The sequence below is a fragment of the Saccharothrix hoggarensis genome, from assembly GCF_042678885.1.
Lineage (GTDB): Bacteria > Actinomycetota > Actinomycetes > Mycobacteriales > Pseudonocardiaceae > Actinosynnema > Actinosynnema hoggarensis.
The window spans coordinates 1-16017 of record NZ_JBHTLK010000165.1 but is presented as its reverse complement, the minus strand read 5'-3'; the positions used below and the strand labels follow the sequence as shown (position 1 = coordinate 16017).

The window sequence follows — 16017 nt, the reverse complement described above, 5'->3', positions numbered from 1 at the left end:
CTCGTCGGGGTCGGGTCGGCCGCGCTCGGCGGGGCGGAGGCGCGTCCGTCGGCGCTCGGGGCGGCGCTGGGCGCGGTGACCGGGCTGCTGCTCGGCCTCGCCGTGACGCCGGTCGTGAACCGGCCGTTCGACGCGGTGGCGAACTTGCTCGCCCGGCCGCTCGCGTGGGACGAGTTCCCGTGGGGGCGCAAGGGAATCCTCCAGTCCGCGCGGGATCGGGTGCTGCTGGTGGACGAGCACCGGTTCCCGCACGGTTGGGTGCGCGACCACCTCGCCGAGTGCGACCCGGCGGAGGTCGCGGCGGCCGTCGAGCGACGGCGGGCCGGGCTGGGGGCGACCGGGCTCAGACCGAGCGGGGGCAGAGCGACCGGGGGCAGGCGGACCAGGGGCAGACCCGGGGCGTCAGACCCCACGGCGCCGGACCCCACGGCGTCCGATCGCGCGGCATCCGGCCCCGGCGCGTCGGCCCCCGGCGCGTCCGACCTCACGGCGTCCGACCCCACCGCGTCCGACCCCACGGCTTGAACACCGACAGCACCGTGTTGACCGTGTAGAACGTCAACGACACGCACGCCGCCACCAGCACGTCCGTGCCCACCGCGCCGACCGCCGTGCCGTCCGACGCGGAGGCCGCCGCCTCGTGCAGGCCCGAGCGCAGCGAGAACGTCGTGGCGACCACCGCGACGACCGTGAGCGCGAACTTCACCAGCACCCATCGGTGCTTCACCAGGCCCCACTTCGTGCCCAGCGACAGCACCACCCCCGTGGCGAGCGCGGTCAGCGCCAGGGGCAGCACGACCACGTCGCCGAGGAGCGACATCGCCGGGTACAACGCCGGCGCGTCGAACGCCGCCAGCGCCAGCGCCAGCATCCCGATCGTGACGCCGAGCCAGCCGACGGACGAGACGACGTGCAGCACCAGCCACCACTTGCGCGCTCTCGGCTTCATGGCGCACAGCGTGTCGCGCGCCGGCACGTCACCGCGTCCGTCGTGCGGCGGCTCGCGCGCCTACGCCTGCCGACGTACTCAGGCCGGCCAGTGCGCGGGGTGGGTCAGCGTGGCGGGGAGCCGGGTCGCGCGGTCGCCCCTGGCCGCGTCCACCTGGGCCTGGGTGAGGAAGAACGCGCCGGTCAGGTCCGCGCCCGACAGGTCGGCGCCGCGCAGGTCCGCGCCGATGAAGTCGACCAGCCGCAGGTCCGCGCCCCGCAGGTTCGTGCCGATCAGGTACGCGCCGCGCAACGTGGACCCGCGCAGGGTGGCGCCCTTCAGGTCCTTGCCGATCAGGTCGGCGCCGCGGCGGTTGCGGCCCTTGCCGCGGACCAGGTCGCTGGCCCGCAGCAGCACGGCGTTCACCCGCTCCCAGTACGGGTCGACGTCGAGCGCGCGCAGCTCGTCCGCAGTGCCGGTGGCGAGCCGTTCGACCTCGGCGGCCAGCTCGCCGGCCCGCGCGTGGAGGCCGCGGGCGGGTTCGAGGCCCCGCACCTCGTTCAGGTACCAGAGCAGTTCGTGCAGCCGGCGCATCACCGGGAACACGTCGAACATCGCCTCGGCCGACGCCGGGTCGTCCCGCCAGCTCGTGCCGCCGAACGTCACCTGCGCCACCCGCTGGCCCGCGCCGAAGCAGTCGTACACCGTGCAGCCGGTGAAGCCCTTGTCCCGCAACGACGTGTGGATGCCGCAGCCGAAGTCGGCGAGCAGGTTCCGGCACGGCGTGCGCGCGGGCTTGTCGACCGCGAAGTCCGCCGACCTGGCGAACGCGGGGACCACGCAGCACAGGGCGAAGCAGCGCGAGCAATCGGCGCGGAGCTCGGTCATGCGCTCAACGTGTCCAGGATCTGCTGACCGTACTTGACCAGCTTGTTCTCGCCGACGCCGTTCACCGTGCCCAGCTCCTCGAGCGTCGTCGGCGCCGTCGTGGCGATCTGGCGCAGCGTCGCGTCGTGGAAGATCACGTAGGCCGGGACGCCCTGCTCCTTCGCCGTCGCCGCCCGCCACGCGCGCAGCCGCTCGAACACCGGCGTCGCCTCGGCGGACAGCTCCACCACCTGCTTCGCCGCCTTGCCCGACTTCACCGACACCTTGGCCGCGCGCTCCACCTCGCGCCGCATCATCACCTTGCGGCCGTGGAACAGCACCTCGTCGCTCGCGGGCGTGACGACGAGCGTCGAGTACTCGCCCTCCACCGCGATCAGGCCCTGCGCCAGCAGCTGCCGGATCACGCCGCGCCAGCCGCTCTCGTTCAGCTCGGTGCCGATGCCGAAGACCTTCAGCTGGTCGTGGTCGTGCTGGATGACCTTCGCGGTCTTGCGGCCGAGCAGGATGTCGATCGTCTGCCCCGCGCCGAACTTCTGCCGCCGCTCGTTGCGCAGCCGCACCACGGTGGACAGCACCTTCTGCGCGGCGACCGTGCCGTCCCACGTCTCCGGCGGCACGAGGCACGTGTCGCAGTTGCCGCACGGCGTGCCCGACTGGCCGAAGTACTCCAGCAGCCGCACGCGCCGGCAGTCGACCGTCTCGCACAGCGCCAGCATCGCGTCGAGGTGCGCCATCAGCTTGCGGCGGTGCTGCTGGTCGCCCTCGGAGTCGTCGATCATCTTGCGCTGCTGCACCACGTCCTGCAGGCCGTAGGCCAGCCACGCCGTGGACGGCAGCCCGTCGCGTCCCGCGCGGCCCGTCTCCTGGTAGTAGCCCTCCACGGACTTCGGCAGGTCGAGGTGCGCGACGAACCGGACGTCCGGCTTGTCGATGCCCATGCCGAAGGCGATGGTGGCGACCATCACCAGGCCGTCCTCGCGCAGGAACCTGCTCTGGTTGCGCGCGCGGGTGCCCGCGTCGAGGCCCGCGTGGTAGGGCAGCGCCGGGATGCCGTTCTGGGTGAGGAACTCGGCCGTCTTCTCCACCGAGTTGCGGGACAGGCAGTAGACGATGCCCGCGTCGCCCCGGTGCTCGGTGCGGAGCAGTTCGAGGAGCTGCTTCTTCGGCTCGTTCTTGGGGACGATCCGGTACTGGATGTTGGGGCGGTCGAAGCTCGCCACGAAGTGCTTCGCGTCACCGAGGTCGAGGCGTTCGGCGATCTCGGCGTGCGTGGCGCGGGTGGCGGTCGCGGTGAGCGCGATGCGCGGCACCTCCGGCCACCGTTCGTGCAGGTGGGAGAGGGCGAGGTACTCGGGGCGGAAGTCGTGGCCCCACTGCGAGACGCAGTGCGCCTCGTCGATGGCGAACAGCGCGATCTTCCCGCGTTCCAGCAGCCGGGTCGTCTGCTCGGTGCGGAGGCGTTCGGGCGCGAGGTACAGCAGGTCCAGCTCGCCGGCCAGGAACTCGGCTTCCACGAGCGTCCGCTCGTCCGGGAACTGGGTCGAGTTGAGGAACCCGGCCCGCACCCCGAGGTCGCGCAGCGCGTCCACCTGGTCCTGCATCAGCGCGATCAACGGCGAGATGACCACCCCGGTCCCCTCGCGCACCAGGGAGGGGATCTGGTAGCACAGCGACTTCCCGCCCCCGGTGGGCATGAGCACCAACGCATCGCCGCCCGCGACGACGTGGTCGACGATCTCCTGTTGGTCCCCGCGGAAGGACTCGTACCCGAAAATCCTTCGCAGCACCTCTTGCGAAGCCATCGCGCGATCCTAACGGACCCGTCCGACACCCCCGGCCCCGCAGGCCGGTCGGGGCCGTTCCGACCAACGCGGCACGAGGTCGCGGTCACGTCGACGCCGTCGGGCGGGGTTGACGATTCCGACGTCGACCGGCGGGGTTCTCTGGTAGCTGTAGATCATGCACGTCCACTGCGGGCAGGTGGGTGAGATCCGCGAGGCCATGCGGTCGTCACCCGAGCGGTTCACGCGCGAGTGCGCGGACCGCTTCGAGCAGCAGCACGGGGAACCGCCCGGTGACGCCGAGCTGCGGAGCTGGGCCAGGAGCTGGCCGGTGCTGCTGGACGCGCTAGACCGGGCCGGGCAGGCCGAGTCGTGGCTCGTCCTGGAGTACACGCTCGCGGGCAGCGCGGAACGGGTGGACGCGGTGCTGCTCGGCGCGCGATCCCGCGGTGGCCTGACCGGCGTCGTGGTCGAGCTGAAGCAGTGGAGCCGCCTCACCTGGGCGTCGCCGCTCGAAGTGGCGCTGGAGGACATGGTCCGCCCCCACCCCTGCCGCCAGGCGTTCGGTTACACCAGCCACCTGGAGCGGTGGCTGGAGGAGGCGACGCTCGACCTCGAGTACCGGGGCGTCGCGTTCCTGCACAACGCGCCGGTCGACGTGGTGCACCGGCTGAGGGACGCGGTGGCGGGCAGTCGCGGCAGCCAGGACGTGCCGATCGTGGGGCGGGACGAGCTCTCCGGCTCGGACGGCGCCGAGCTGGCCCGGCTGCTGCGCTGCGCGGACCTGCGGCCGCCGACGCGCGAGCAGGTGGACCGGTTCCTCCGGGCGGAGCAGCGTCCGTCGAGGTCGGTGTTCGAGGACCTCGACAACGTGCTCTCGCAGAAGTCGGACTTCACCCTCGTGGGCGACCAGCAGACGGCGCAGTTGCGCGTGCTGCGGACCCTCGACCCCGAGCGGTCGACGAAGAGGCAGGTCATCGCGGTCACCGGCGGTCCGGGGACCGGCAAGACCGTGGTCGCGCTGCGGCTGCTCGCCGACATCCCCCGCATCCACTCGGAGCGAGGCCGGGTGGAGACCCGGTTCATCACCCCGTCCGGCACCTTGCGCCGGCAGCTGGCGCGCGCCACCGAGTCGCCGGCGGCGCGGCAGCTCTTCCTGCTCCCCGGCGACTTCCGCGCCGGTCGCGAGGGCGTCCACGTCATCCCGCTGGTCGACGAGGCGCAGCGCCTGCGCCGGGGCGACCGCACCGTCGAGCGGCTGGTCGGCGGCTCGCCCGTGAGCGTGTTCTTCCTCGACGAGCGGCAGGTCGTCCGGCCGAAGGAGGGGGTCAGCGTCGCCGAGCTGGAGCGCAACGCCCGGAGATTCGGCGCCGAGTTCACGCACATCCCCCTGACCAGCCAGTTCCGCTGCGGCGGCTCTCAGCGGTACCTGAACTGGCTGGACCGCTTGTTCTCGGTCGACGGCGTGGCCGAGCCCTGGGTGGAGGCCGACTACGAGGTGGACGTGGCGGCGAACCCGGAGGAGCTGTCCGCGTGGATCCGCGAGCGCGGCCGGGACGGGCGCACGGCCCGGATCTCCGCCGGGTTCTGCTGGCCGTGGCCGGACGACGCGTCCACGGGGCCGCTCCGGGAGGACGTGGTGATCGAGTGGACCGACGAGCGCGGAAGGCGTCACACCTGGCGACGGCCGTGGAACTCGAAGCACACGCGGAAGGTCGGTGATGCCGTCGAGGCGCCGCGGAGGGAGTTCTGGGCGACGGACCCGGGCGGCGAGAACCAGGTCGGTTGCGTCTACACCGCGCAGGCGCTCGAGTACGACTACAGCGGCGTGATCATCGGCCCCGACCTCGTCCGCCGGGACGGCGGGTGGGTCGGCCGACCCGACGAGAGCCACGACAAGGCGATGAAGGGCGTCGCCCCGGACGCGTACCGCCGGTTGGCCCTCAACACCTACTGGGTGCTCGCCACCCGGGGCACCCGCGGCTGCCGGTTCCACTCCACCGACCCGGAGACCCAGCGCTTCCTGCGCGGCCTGTTCCCGTCGCACCGGGAATCGTCGGACCCCTCCCCTACGCTCGCGCCATGAGCTACCGGGACGTCCGAGAACAAGACGTGCTCGCCGCGATCGCGCGGTTCGACGAGTTGGGCGGCGAGGCCTTCCTCGAGCGGTACGGGTACGACAAGGCGCGCCGCTTCGTGCTGGTGCACAACGGGAAGCAGTACGACTCGAAGGCGATCGTGGGCGTGGCGCACGAGTTCCTCGACGGCCGGGCGCTCACGCCCGACGAGTTCAGCGGTGGCCGGGCCACCGTGGGCCGCCGCCTCGGCGCGCTCGGGTTCGTGGTGCAGGAGCGCGGCGCCTTACCGCAGCTCCTGCTCCAGCCGCGCGGCGGCGCCCGCGACGGCGGTCCGCAGAACTTCAAGCGGACCGTCGAGGAGGGGATCCGGCTCGACGACCACGCGGAGGCGTTGGGCGCCGACCTCGCGGAGCTGCGGGCCCTGTACCGCGACGGGACGGCGAGGCTGTGGGGCAACACCCCTCCGGCGAAGAGCAACAACCCCAAGGCCAAGGCGATCCGCGGGAGGCGCGTCGGCGACCGGGTGCTGTTCTACGCCGAGCGCACGTTCATCGCCGAGGCGGTGATCCTCAAGCTGTTCCACAACCCGGCCGCCGCCCGCTCGATCTGGGGCGTCGACCAGACCGGCGCGACGTTCGAGCACATGATGGCGCTGGGCGACGTCACGCTGATCCGGCGGGACGCCACCGACCTGGTGCTCCGCACGACCGGTCAGGAGACGCTGCGCTCGGTGACGCTCGTCCCCGCGGACGTCGAACCTCCCGCCGGCCCGGTGGCGCCGCCGCCCCCGCCGGACGACGGGCCGGTCTCCGCCGAGGAGTTCCTGACCCGGCTGCTCACCCTGCACGGCCGGGAGCAGGCCGCGAAGCGCGACTCGGTGGCCCTGCTGTGGACGATCGGCCAGGTCCACCGCAAGCCGCGGCTGCACCCGTGGTCGACGTTCCGGCAGGAGGTCGCCAAGGTGCTGACCACCTGCGGCCTGGAGGGCGCGGACGAGCTGGAACGCCCGTTCTACGACCTGCGGCGGACCGGCTTCTGGCGGGTCGTCCCCGAGTCGGCCGCTCCGGGGGCCGCGGACGCGGAGGAGCCGAGCGCCGGTTTCACCGACGAGTCGCACCGGCTGCTGGTGGACGTCGCGTTCCGCACGAAGGCGATCAACGTGCTGCGTTCCCGGCACCTGGACGGCGAGGACCACGAGGTCCTCCTGGCGAGCGTGGGCCTCGAGGACTACGCGACGGCCAGCGGCGAGCCGCGCAGCGGCGGCAGATCCCGCGAACGCCGGCTGCGGCCCAACACCGGGTCGTCGGTCGCCCGTGACCGTGAGGTGGTCCGTAGGGTGAAGGCGCTGCACGACCACACGTGCCAGTTCTGCCACACCCGGCTCAACACCGGCTTCGGCTACTACAGCGAGGCCGCGCACATCCGCGGCCTGACCGTGCACAAAGGGCCGGACGAGCTGGAGAACCTGTTGTGCCTGTGCGCGAACTGCCACGTCCAGTTCGACGGGTTCGGGTTGTACGTGGACGAGGGTGACGTCGTGCGCCGGGTCCGCGACCGCGGGGAGGTCGGCAAGCTCCGCCGGGTCTCCGGCCACGCCATCGAGGACGCGCACATCGCCTACCACCGCGACCTGTGCGTGATCGCCCCTTCGAACGACTGAGCCGGTTGGGGCCTGGTGGGGTCGGCGGGCCGCGGCGCGTGATCGGGCGACGTCGACCCGACGAACGCGGGTGTCCCTGGACGGCGGGTCGTGTCATGGTGGGGTGGGCGTGATTGGTCTGGACCTTCGGCGGCGAGAGGATCGGGACTATGCGCGGCACGACGGTGTTGCCCGGGACGCCTTGCCCGGCGCCGCGGCGAGGCGAGTTGCCGGTTCACCGGTTGGAGGTGCCGCTGCCCAACGCCCTGCCGTTCGCGGTCGGGACGTTCGACACCATCGGGCCCCTGTCGCGCGCGCCCTTCCCGCACCGGCACACGTTCCACGAGATCGTGCACGTCACCGGCGGCACGGGGGCGCACGTCGTCGACCTCGCCCGGTGGGAGCTGCGGCCGCCCCACCTGTGCGTCATCGCGCCCGGCCAGGTCCACCACTGGGACGGCGCGCGGGACCTGGAGGGGCACGTCCTGCTGTTCACCGACGACTTCCTGCTGGACCACCCCGGCGACCGGGACGTGCTGCGACGGCTGAGCGAACGGCCCTGGCTGACGTTGGACGGACCCGCGCGCGCCGGGATCGGCCGGCTCGTCACCGAGCTGCACGACGAGTACCGGCGCGCCGAGCCCGGCGTGGACACCGTCCTCCGCTCCCTGCTGCACGTGCTGGTCGTGCGGGCGTCCCGGCTCGACCCGACGCCGTCCGCCCCGCCGCCCGCACGCGCCGGCGCGGTGGCCGAGGAGTTCGTCCGGCTGGCCGGCCGCACCGACCACGCGCTGTGGTCGGTGCGCGCCTACGCGGAACGGATCGGCGTCACGCCCGGCTACCTGACCGAGGTGGTGAAGGCCGCGACCGGCCGGACGCCGTCGCAGCTGGTGCGGGAGGCGCGCACGCACGAGGCGAAGCGGTTGCTGGTGAAGACGGAGCTGACCGTGCGGCAGGTCGCCGACCGGGTGGGTTTCGCCGACCCCGCCTACTTCTGCCGCTTCTTCCGGCGCGAGACGGGCGTGAGCCCGGGGGCGTTCCGGCGCGGCGACGACCGCGGGTGACCCGGCGGCGTTCACCGCCGCCGGCGACGTTCACAGTCGGGAGCACGGGCAACAGCGCCCACGAGGATCACCACGAACCACGGCGCCAGTCCATCGTCCGGGCCTGGCCCGCGTCCGTACGTTCGGGATGACCTTCCGACCAGCCCTCACGAGGAGCCGGCCCACAAGGAGCAGGTATGGACGCATCCACGGACGACGACCGCGGCACCACCGAGCACCCCCTCGACGACGGCGCCGACGCCCGCCACCCCAGCCGCAAGACGGTGCTGCGCGCCGCGCTCGCCGCGGGAGTCGCGCTGCCCGTCGCCCTGATGGGCGTGCCCGCGCTGGCCCGCACGGTCGGCGCGAACGGCGGCACGCTGGAGCCGACGCCGGAGTGCGACGACGGCGACGACCCGACCCCGCCCCAGACCGAAGGCCCCTACTTCAAGCCGAACTCGCCGCGCCGCACGTCGCTGGTCGACGCGGGCACGCCCGGCACCCGGCTCACCGTGACGGGGTACGTGTTCGGGCTCGGGTGCCAACCTCTGGGCAACGTGCTCATGGACTTCTGGCAGGCCGACGTCAACGGCGTCTACGACAACACCGGCTTCCGCTTCCGCGGCCACCAGTTCACCGACGCGCGGGGCGCGTTCACGCTGACGACCATCGTGCCCGGCCTCTACCCCGGCCGCACGCGGCACATCCACGTCAAGGTGCAGGCGCCCGGCCGCCCGGTGCTCACGACCCAGCTGTACTTCCCCGGCGAGCCGCGCAACAACACGGACTCGATCTTCGACCCGCGGCTCCTGATGACCGTGCGGAACGTCGGGAGCGGCCGGGAGGCGAGCTTCGACTTCGTGCTCAACGTGCCGGGGACGACCGGCACCACACCGACGTCGACCACGTCCACCACGCCGTCCGCGCCCGGTGGCGGCACGTGGACCGCGGGCACGACCTACGCGGCGGGCGCGCGCGTCACGTACGGGGGCGGCGGGTACGTGTGCCTGCAGGGCCACCTGGCCCAGCCGGGCTGGGAGCCGCCGAACGTCCCCGCGCTGTGGCGGGCCGAGTGACCCGTCGACGCGGGTAGGACGGCGCCAGGACGCGGGCGAGGACGCAGTGGAGCCCGTGACCGGTCCGGTCACGGGCTCCCGCGGGTCTGCGACGGCCTGCGGTCAGGCGGTTCCGCCGGTGCTCTGCGGCGGCACGTCGGCCGGCTCGCGGAACAGGTCGGTGTACGACCGCTGCTCGTCCTTGCGGGGGCCGTTGGCGGCCTGAGTGCGGTGCGTGTCCGGGTGGCTGAACAGCTCGTTCGCCGGCTGTGCGGTACTTGACATGGGTTCCGACTTTCTCCGCGCCCGGTGCGTGCTCACGGCCGGTGACGCTGAGCCGGGGATTCGCACGACGCGAGGGGTGTTTCGGGTCCGATAGAACGAATCGCCCCGATGCCGCCACGGTACACGTCGCGGCGCCGTGCGCGCCACCGGGAAGTGGGCGCGGCCGGCCCGGACCCGCCTGGACGGGTGACCTGCGACACTTCCGAGGGTCTCCGGAACTATTTCGGACGTCCGGTGGTTGTACCGGGTGGTCGTCAATTTTGTGTCCGTGTTTCCACAGCTGTTTCGCGGAATGATGTTGCGGACGGTTTTCTTTCTTTGCCTTGCCTGACAAGCACTGGAGAAGTCGTCGTCTGGAATCCGACCCGGAGCCGCATCCGGCGGCGCCGATCCAGCTCTGCCAAGGAGAGAGAACATGACCCAGGGAACCGTGAAGTGGTTCAACTCGGAAAAGGGCTTCGGCTTCCTCGCCCGTGAGGACGGCCCGGACGTCTTCGTGCACTACTCGGAGATCGAGGGCTTCGGCTACCGCAGCCTCGAGGAGAACCAGCGCGTCGAGTTCGAGGTCAACCAGGGCCCCAAGGGCTTGCAGGCGGTCGGCGTCCGCGCCGTCTGATCCGCGCCCGCTGATCGGCCGGACCGATCGGCACGGCCTCACAAACCTGCTCCTACCAGCGTAAAGCCTGGAGGAGACGCGGAACCGGAGCCCTTCGACCCACCACGGGTCGGAGGGCTCCGGCCTTTCCCGGCGCCTTCGCGCGGCCGCCGCCGTTCCGCTCCCGCCGTCCGCCGCTGACGCCCGCGCGTCGCGTCGCGCCGCACGCCGCGTGCCGGCCGACGGTTCGCGGACCACCCGTTCGGGTATCCGCGACCAGGGACGCAGAGGTTTCCGCCCCGGCGACACGGACGCCGCCGTCAGCGGCCGGGGCATCGACGGCAATTCCGACACCGATCATCCGAAGCCCTCGGCGGCGGAGACCCGGTCACCGCACGCACGGAGGTACCGCTCGTGAGCGAAGCAATCCGAACACATTCCCCGTCGACCCGTTCGACCGGCTCGGCCGGTCCCACCGGCTCGTCCCCGCCCGAATCGCCGGGATCGCCGCGCGCCACGCGTTCCGACCGCGCGCCGGAACCGATGCTGGCGGGCGAGAAATCGTCGACCCAGGTATTCCTGGTGAAGCTCTTCGTGGTCGTGCCGGCGCTGGCCCTGGCCGCCGCGGTGCCCCTCGCCTGGGGGTGGGGCCTCGGCTGGGTCGACATCGGCCTCGCCCTCTTCTTCTACACGCTGACGTGCCTCGGCGTGACGGTCGGCTTCCACCGCTACTTCACCCACGGCGCGTTCACCGCCAACCGGGGTCTGCGCGTCGCGCTCGCCGTGGTCGGCAGCATGGCCATGCAGGGACCGGTCATCGACTGGGTCGCCGACCACCGCCGGCACCACGCCTACGCCGACCGCGACGGCGACCCGCACTCCCCGTGGCGGTTCGGCACGTCCGCGCGGGCGCTCGCCAAGGGTTTCTGGCACGCCCACCTCGGCTGGCTGTTCGAGCGCGAGCGGACGAACGCGGCGCGGTTCGCGCCCGACCTGCTCGCCGACGCCGACATCCAGCGGGTCAACCGCTGGTTCCCCGCGCTGACCGTCGTGACGCTCCTGTCGCCCGCCCTCCTCGGCGGCCTGCTGACGTGGAGCTGGTGGGGCGCGCTGACCGCGTTCTTCTGGGCGGGTCTCGTGCGGGTCGCCGTGCTGCACCACGTGACGTGGTCGGTGAACTCCATCTGCCACATGATCGGCGACCGGCCGTTCACGGCGCGGGACAAGTCCGCCAACTTCTGGCCGCTGGCCATCGCCTCCATGGGCGAGTCGTGGCACAACTCCCACCACGCCGACCCGACGTGCGCGCGGCACGGCGTCCAGCGCGGCCAGATCGACATCTCGGCCCGCCTCATCTGGGTCTTCGAGAAGCTGGGCTGGGCCACGAAGGTCCGCTGGCCGAGGCCGGAACACCTGGCGCGCAAGCTGAAGGCGCGCGCCGCCTGACCACGACAACTGCCCGTGCCGCCGGCGCGGGCAGTTCTCCGTGCGGGCACAAGGACTTCGTGGCACGCGTCGGCGTGGAGTTCGCGTGGTGGCCGGCGTGTACGGTGGGGGGCGGCGGGAACCGTTCGAGCATCAGTCAGCGTGTTGCCGGTTTCCCGAGCCATCTCGCACCGCTCGCAGGCGGTACCGCGTTCACCCGGCGGTGGTTCCGAGTCCGCCGGGTCGCGGCCGGCCTGCGCGCGTGGCGGACAGGACAGGTCCGATGAACCACGCCACGCCCACCGCTCAGCCGAACGTCCCTCCCGCACGCGCCGACGGGCACGGGGCGGCCGCGTGCGCCGCCTGCCCCCACCCCCGGGCCACGCACGACCCGATCGCGACGCGCTTCTGCGCCGCCACCACCGCGGGCAACCACAGCCGGGGCTGCGCGTGCGGCGCGGGCCGGGACGTCGTGCGGGGGTGAGTCACCAGGCGGGGCGGCTCCGGTAGGCGGTGTCCTGGTCGTCCTCCTCCACCGGCGCCGGACGGCGGGGTGGGCGGGGCGCGGACGGGGTGGCGGCCTGGACGTCCTGCGGCGGCTCGTCGCCGAACAGCCGCCGGTCCTCGGCCAGCACGCGGTCCAGCAGGGTGGTGTCGCCCAGTGCCGCGCGCACCACCTCGGCCTGCCTGCGCGCGGCGTCGGCGCGGGCCAGGGCGATCGTCCGCACGGTCGTCGTCGACAGCACCGCCGGGTCCGCGGCGCGCACCGCCTGGCCGAAGGTGATCGACTTGACCGCGCCGTCCGACCCGGCGACCACGGTCACCACGCCGTCGGCGGACGTCGCCGTGCCCACGACGTCCTTCAGCCCCTCGGCCATGCGCTGGTACGACTCGGCGCGCAGCCGGTTCGCGGCGGCGGCCGTGTCGATCGCCTCGATGCGGCGCAGCAGGATGTCGGCGGACTCGCTCACCTCGCCGCCCCCTCGTCCGGTCGGATGGTCTTCAGGAACGCCTGGAAGTCGCCGACCAGCTGCTCGAACTGCGCCGGCGTCGCGCTCAGCACGATCTCCAGCACCGCGCGCCTGCTCTCGTCGCGCACGTCCGGCATGGCCAGGAACACCTGCAGCTGCACCAGTTCCACCGGCCGGCCGTCGATCGGCACGGTCATCCGCACCACCTGCGTGAAGGCCGACTCCAGCTCGTTGCGCCGGCCGACCTCGACGGCGCCGAGCCCGCGTTCCAGCCGGGCCACGGCCTCCGCCGCCACCTCCGCCACCGTCGCGCCGTCCGTGCGCAGCTCGCCGCTGATGGTCACGTTCGCGGTGAACCCGGCGGCGGAACCGGGGTGCAGCGCGACGAACGCCGCCCGCGGCGCGCCGACCTCGTCGGGCGGCGCCGAGAGCCACCCGTCGGGCAGCGAGAACTCGATCGGCACCGGGAGCGTGGTGGCCATGCGTGGGTCTCCTCCTGCGGTCATCGGCCGAACAGCCGGCCGATGGCGCGGCCGGCGTCTTCCGCGACGTCCTCGACCCCGCGGCCGACGTCCTTCGCGATCTCGCCCACGTCGTCGGCGACGTCGACCACCGTCTCCACGACCTGGACCGGGTCGACGGTGACGTCGAACCCGACCTTGCCACCCACGCCCAACGCGACGCCGACCGACCCTCCGATGTGGAACTTGCCGTCCTCGCCCAGGCCGAACTGGCCGCTCGCGTGCGCGCCGACGCCCGCCCACGCCTCGCCGTTCACGCCTGCGCCGATCCCGGCGACCTCGGCGCCCGCCTCGCCGGAAACCCTGGCGCCCGCGAACGCCTCCGCGTTGCCCTTCGCGCCGAGCCAGCCGACGGTGCCCTTGGCCTCGGCCGCCGCGCCCACCATGCCGTCCGCGCTGCCCGACGCGCTCACGTGCTGACCGAGCTTGACCTCGCCCGCGGCGTGGCCACTGGCCAGGTACGCGCTCGCGCTCGCGCCGACGGTGACGCCCGCGGCGCTCGCGGTCGCGGTCACGCCGGCCTCCGCGCCGAGCACCGACCCGCTGACGCCGCCCCGGCCCGACAGCGGCCCGGCGGTGAAGTCGCCCTCCTTGGCGCCGTGGGCGACGTCGACCCCCCAGTCCTTCGCGCCGCCGCGCTCGTGCAGGTCGACGCCGATCGACTCGGCGACCTCGGCGAGCGCCTCGGTGAGCAGGCGCTTGGACTCGCTGCCCGCCTTGTCCTCGTACGACCGGCCGTGCGGTCCGCGCTGCCAGCCGCCCGGGTCCTTGCCGTCGTCGTCGGTCTCGCGGTGGGACGCGCCGAACTTCTCCTTGCCGAACGACTTCCGGTAGCCGCCGTCGCCGTCGGGCTCCCAGCCGAGCGCCCTGGCGACGACGTCGCCGATGCCGGTGAGGCCCTCGCGGGCGTCGTCGAGGACCTTCCGGGCGTGGGCGACACCCGCCTGGCCCGGGTCGTGGAACGGACCGGCGGCAGCGCCGGAGAGCACCACCGCGTCGTGCCGGGCGGCGGCCAGGCGCGTCGCGGCCTGGGCCTGCAGGTACAGCTCGATCGCCCGCTGCGCCTCGGCCTGGCTCCGGACGAGCGCGTCGGCGTAGTCGGCGACCAACTGCCCGCCGCCGCCGAGCTCTTCGCCCGCCCGCAGCCAGCGGGGCGGTTCGGCCTGGAACACCGACCGGAACGCGGTGCTCGCGTCGCCGCTCCAGCCGCCGGGGTCGACGCGGCCGAGGTCTTCGCCGACCGCCACCACCAGGCGCAGCGTGCGCACCAACCGGCGCAGGTCGCCGCTGATCAGCTCGGGCTCGCCGGGGACCAGCGCCTTGGGGTCGTTCGTCTCGCCGAGTCGTGCGGCCATCAGGACACCCCGCCGTTCCGGTCGAGCGGCGTCAGCGGCGTGGTCGCCAGGCGGCGCGAGATGTCGGCGCCCGGTCCTTCCCCGAACCGGTCGAACGCGAGCGCTTCCGCCCGGTCCACCTCGACGTACGACGACGCCGCCTCGCGCAGGCCGGCGGCGTGCTCCTCGGCCTCCCGGCGCAGGTGCTCGACGAACGCCCTCATGTCCTCGATGAACCCCTCGAACGCGCCGGCGACCCCGGCGTGCCCGTACTCGCCGCTCGGACCGCACCACACCAGGCCCGACGTCCTGTCCCCCGCGTCGCCGATCTCGACGGCCGCCCGCCGCAACTCCTCGGGCACCGCCCCGAACCCGACCATGTCCGCCCCATCCGTCCACTCGACACCACGCCGTCTGACGGGACGGGGACGTAGATCGTTCCCGGCACGCTCACACCGGGGCACGCGGACCGCCCGCGGGCATTCCGCTCGGTCGCGGGCCGCCGCGGGAGCTACGATCCGCGCGGGCACCGAGGGGGATGTGTGAGACACGCGCTGATCGTCGTGGCACTGCTGGTCACGGCCTGTTCGCCGACCACCACCGCCGCACCGTCGAGCACGACGGCCGCGACGACGACCACCACGAGGTCGGTGGACCCGGAAGTGGGTCAGCGTCGCCTGAAGGCCGCCGCCCTGCCCGTCGACGCCCTCGTCGCGTACGGCGCCGACCAGCCCAGGGACGACAAGTACGGCAAGTGGAACGTGACGGACCTGTGCGGCGGCGTCCGCGACCCCGGCAGGTACGCGTCGTACTACCGCGCGTGGGGCAGCGACCGCATCTCGGCGTTCCACTACGTCCACCGCTTCGAGGAGACCACCGGCGGCGAAGTCCTGCGCCGGATCGCGGAGCGCGCCCGGACGTGCCCGTCGTACGTCCACGGCGACGGGTCGACGCGACCCGTCCTGGCCGACGTCGAGCTGCCCCCGAACGCCTTGCTGTCCGGGATGTTCGGCTACTGCGAGGAGTTCCAGCCCCGGGCGCACCTCTGCGCCGCCGTGATCAGCCGCGACAACCTCCTGTCCGTCCTCACCGTGGCCGGCAGGGGCGAGTCCGCCGACGTTCAGGCCCAGCTGCGGGAAGTCCTGCCGAAGGCGGTCGACGCGATGCTGGGAGCCTGACCGCTCACCGGGGTTCGACGCGGGTCGCCGTGTCGCCGAAGACGAACGGGTTCGGCTCGCACTCGGCGATGAAGTCGCCGGGGAACCCGAGCCGGAACTCCACCGCCGCCTCCAGCCGCCGCACCGCGTCGTCGGGCAGCACGAGGTCCAGCGCGCCCAGGTTCTCGGCGAGCTGCGCGACGCTGCTCACGCCGACCAGCGGCAGCACCGCCCGCGACTTGGCCCGCGTCCACGCCAGCGCCACCTGGGCCGGGCGGGCGCCGAGCTCGTCCGCGACCTCCCGGACCGCACGGGCC

At 73.2% G+C, this 16017-nt stretch carries 17 protein-coding genes and 1 pseudogene; 9 read left to right on the top strand and 9 right to left on the bottom strand.

What is annotated here, in order from left to right; translation table 11 throughout:
• Window positions 1-525, top strand: a pseudogene (locus ACFQ3T_RS25710) (hypothetical protein); the annotation flags it as partial.
• On the opposite strand, the gene ACFQ3T_RS25705 reads toward ACFQ3T_RS25710, so the two are convergent.
• The 3 genes from ACFQ3T_RS25705 to recQ all read right to left on the bottom strand — a co-directional run bounded on the left by ACFQ3T_RS25705 (window position 485) and on the right by recQ (window position 3618).
• The gene (locus ACFQ3T_RS25705) at window positions 485-949 is read right to left on the bottom strand and encodes a hypothetical protein (protein ID WP_380726720.1); all 465 of its coding nucleotides are present in this window, start codon (window positions 947-949) and stop codon (window positions 485-487) included. The pseudogene ACFQ3T_RS25710 and the gene ACFQ3T_RS25705 sit on opposite strands and share 41 nt — an antisense overlap.
• Before the next feature lie 78 nt (window positions 950-1027).
• Window positions 1028-1816 (bottom strand): pentapeptide repeat-containing protein, encoded by a 789-nt coding sequence (locus ACFQ3T_RS25700; protein WP_380726718.1) that lies wholly within the window; start codon window positions 1814-1816, stop codon window positions 1028-1030.
• Entirely contained in the window at window positions 1813-3618 is a 1806-nt protein-coding gene (recQ, locus tag ACFQ3T_RS25695; protein ID WP_380726716.1) for a DNA helicase RecQ, read from the bottom strand. The genes ACFQ3T_RS25700 and recQ overlap by 4 nt, the downstream gene beginning before the upstream one ends.
• A 157-nt stretch (window positions 3619-3775) precedes the next feature.
• Here recQ and ACFQ3T_RS25690 point away from each other — a divergent pair, with 157 nt between their 5' ends.
• The 4 genes from ACFQ3T_RS25690 to ACFQ3T_RS25675 all read left to right on the top strand — a co-directional run bounded on the left by ACFQ3T_RS25690 (window position 3776) and on the right by ACFQ3T_RS25675 (window position 9433).
• Window positions 3776-5683: a DNA/RNA helicase domain-containing protein gene (locus ACFQ3T_RS25690; protein WP_380726714.1), complete on the top strand. Its 1908-nt coding sequence runs from the start codon at window positions 3776-3778 to the stop codon at window positions 5681-5683.
• Entirely contained in the window at window positions 5680-7335 is a 1656-nt protein-coding gene (locus ACFQ3T_RS25685) for an HNH endonuclease (protein ID WP_380726712.1), read from the top strand. The genes ACFQ3T_RS25690 and ACFQ3T_RS25685 overlap by 4 nt, the downstream gene beginning before the upstream one ends.
• A 206-nt stretch (window positions 7336-7541) precedes the next feature.
• Complete coding sequence (locus ACFQ3T_RS25680) at window positions 7542-8378, top strand: helix-turn-helix domain-containing protein (RefSeq protein WP_380726710.1); 837 nt, start codon at window positions 7542-7544, stop codon at window positions 8376-8378.
• Window positions 8379-8554: 176 nt separating this feature from the next.
• A complete protein-coding gene (locus ACFQ3T_RS25675; protein ID WP_380726708.1) occupies window positions 8555-9433 on the top strand; it encodes a dioxygenase family protein in 879 nt (292 codons plus the stop codon).
• A 102-nt stretch (window positions 9434-9535) separates the two neighbouring features.
• Here the strand turns inward: ACFQ3T_RS25675 and ACFQ3T_RS25670 are convergent, their stop codons facing one another.
• Window positions 9536-9697: a hypothetical protein gene (locus tag ACFQ3T_RS25670; protein WP_380726706.1), complete on the bottom strand. Its 162-nt coding sequence runs from the start codon at window positions 9695-9697 to the stop codon at window positions 9536-9538.
• Window positions 9698-10112: 415 nt separating this feature from the next.
• Here ACFQ3T_RS25670 and ACFQ3T_RS25665 point away from each other — a divergent pair, with 415 nt between their 5' ends.
• From ACFQ3T_RS25665 to ACFQ3T_RS25655, 3 genes are all read left to right on the top strand, one after another.
• A complete protein-coding gene (locus tag ACFQ3T_RS25665; protein WP_380726704.1) occupies window positions 10113-10313 on the top strand; it encodes a cold-shock protein in 201 nt (66 codons plus the stop codon).
• Window positions 10314-10835: 522 nt separating this feature from the next.
• Window positions 10836-11738, top strand: coding sequence for an acyl-CoA desaturase (locus ACFQ3T_RS25660; protein ID WP_380726702.1), 903 nt, complete (start codon window positions 10836-10838; stop codon window positions 11736-11738).
• Between the two features lie 262 nt (window positions 11739-12000).
• Window positions 12001-12201 (top strand): RGCVC family protein, encoded by a 201-nt coding sequence (locus ACFQ3T_RS25655; RefSeq protein ID WP_380726700.1) that lies wholly within the window; start codon window positions 12001-12003, stop codon window positions 12199-12201.
• A gap of 1 nt (window position 12202) precedes the next feature.
• Here the strand turns inward: ACFQ3T_RS25655 and ACFQ3T_RS25650 are convergent, their stop codons facing one another.
• Genes ACFQ3T_RS25650 through ACFQ3T_RS25635 form a run of 4 tightly spaced genes read right to left on the bottom strand, consistent with a single transcriptional unit; the run spans window position 12203 to window position 14923 of the window.
• On the bottom strand, window positions 12203-12688 hold the full coding sequence (locus ACFQ3T_RS25650; protein ID WP_380726698.1) for a YbaB/EbfC family nucleoid-associated protein: 486 nt from the start codon (window positions 12686-12688) through the stop codon (window positions 12203-12205).
• Complete coding sequence (locus tag ACFQ3T_RS25645) at window positions 12685-13170, bottom strand: hypothetical protein (RefSeq protein ID WP_380726696.1); 486 nt, start codon at window positions 13168-13170, stop codon at window positions 12685-12687. The genes ACFQ3T_RS25650 and ACFQ3T_RS25645 overlap by 4 nt, the downstream gene beginning before the upstream one ends.
• A 20-nt stretch (window positions 13171-13190) precedes the next feature.
• Window positions 13191-14564, bottom strand: coding sequence for a putative T7SS-secreted protein (locus tag ACFQ3T_RS25640; protein WP_380726694.1), 1374 nt, complete (start codon window positions 14562-14564; stop codon window positions 13191-13193).
• Entirely contained in the window at window positions 14564-14923 is a 360-nt protein-coding gene (locus tag ACFQ3T_RS25635) for a hypothetical protein (RefSeq protein WP_380726692.1), read from the bottom strand. The genes ACFQ3T_RS25640 and ACFQ3T_RS25635 overlap by 1 nt, the downstream gene beginning before the upstream one ends.
• 162 nt (window positions 14924-15085) lie before the next feature.
• Here ACFQ3T_RS25635 and ACFQ3T_RS25630 point away from each other — a divergent pair, with 162 nt between their 5' ends.
• Entirely contained in the window at window positions 15086-15721 is a 636-nt protein-coding gene (locus ACFQ3T_RS25630) for a hypothetical protein (RefSeq protein ID WP_380726690.1), read from the top strand.
• A 4-nt stretch (window positions 15722-15725) separates the two neighbouring features.
• Here the strand turns inward: ACFQ3T_RS25630 and ACFQ3T_RS25625 are convergent.
• Window positions 15726-16017: aldo/keto reductase (locus ACFQ3T_RS25625; RefSeq protein ID WP_380726688.1), on the bottom strand; the 292-nt coding region annotated here is incomplete at its 5' end.

Coding starts and splice junctions, on each gene's coding strand:
- ACFQ3T_RS25705 (WP_380726720.1), bottom strand. CDS start 949: ATGAAGCCGAGAGCGCGCAAGTGGTGGCTGGTGCTGCACGTCGTCTCG.
- ACFQ3T_RS25700 (WP_380726718.1), bottom strand. CDS start 1,816: ATGACCGAGCTCCGCGCCGATTGCTCGCGCTGCTTCGCCCTGTGCTGC.
- recQ (WP_380726716.1), bottom strand. CDS start 3,618: ATGGCTTCGCAAGAGGTGCTGCGAAGGATTTTCGGGTACGAGTCCTTC.
- ACFQ3T_RS25690 (WP_380726714.1), top strand. CDS start 3,776: ATGCACGTCCACTGCGGGCAGGTGGGTGAGATCCGCGAGGCCATGCGG.
- ACFQ3T_RS25685 (WP_380726712.1), top strand. CDS start 5,680: ATGAGCTACCGGGACGTCCGAGAACAAGACGTGCTCGCCGCGATCGCG.
- ACFQ3T_RS25675 (WP_380726708.1), top strand. CDS start 8,555: ATGGACGCATCCACGGACGACGACCGCGGCACCACCGAGCACCCCCTC.
- ACFQ3T_RS25670 (WP_380726706.1), bottom strand. CDS start 9,697: ATGTCAAGTACCGCACAGCCGGCGAACGAGCTGTTCAGCCACCCGGAC.
- ACFQ3T_RS25665 (WP_380726704.1), top strand. CDS start 10,113: ATGACCCAGGGAACCGTGAAGTGGTTCAACTCGGAAAAGGGCTTCGGC.
- ACFQ3T_RS25660 (WP_380726702.1), top strand. CDS start 10,836: ATGCTGGCGGGCGAGAAATCGTCGACCCAGGTATTCCTGGTGAAGCTC.
- ACFQ3T_RS25655 (WP_380726700.1), top strand. CDS start 12,001: ATGAACCACGCCACGCCCACCGCTCAGCCGAACGTCCCTCCCGCACGC.
- ACFQ3T_RS25645 (WP_380726696.1), bottom strand. CDS start 13,170: ATGGCCACCACGCTCCCGGTGCCGATCGAGTTCTCGCTGCCCGACGGG.
- ACFQ3T_RS25640 (WP_380726694.1), bottom strand. CDS start 14,564: ATGGCCGCACGACTCGGCGAGACGAACGACCCCAAGGCGCTGGTCCCC.
- ACFQ3T_RS25635 (WP_380726692.1), bottom strand. CDS start 14,923: ATGGTCGGGTTCGGGGCGGTGCCCGAGGAGTTGCGGCGGGCGGCCGTC.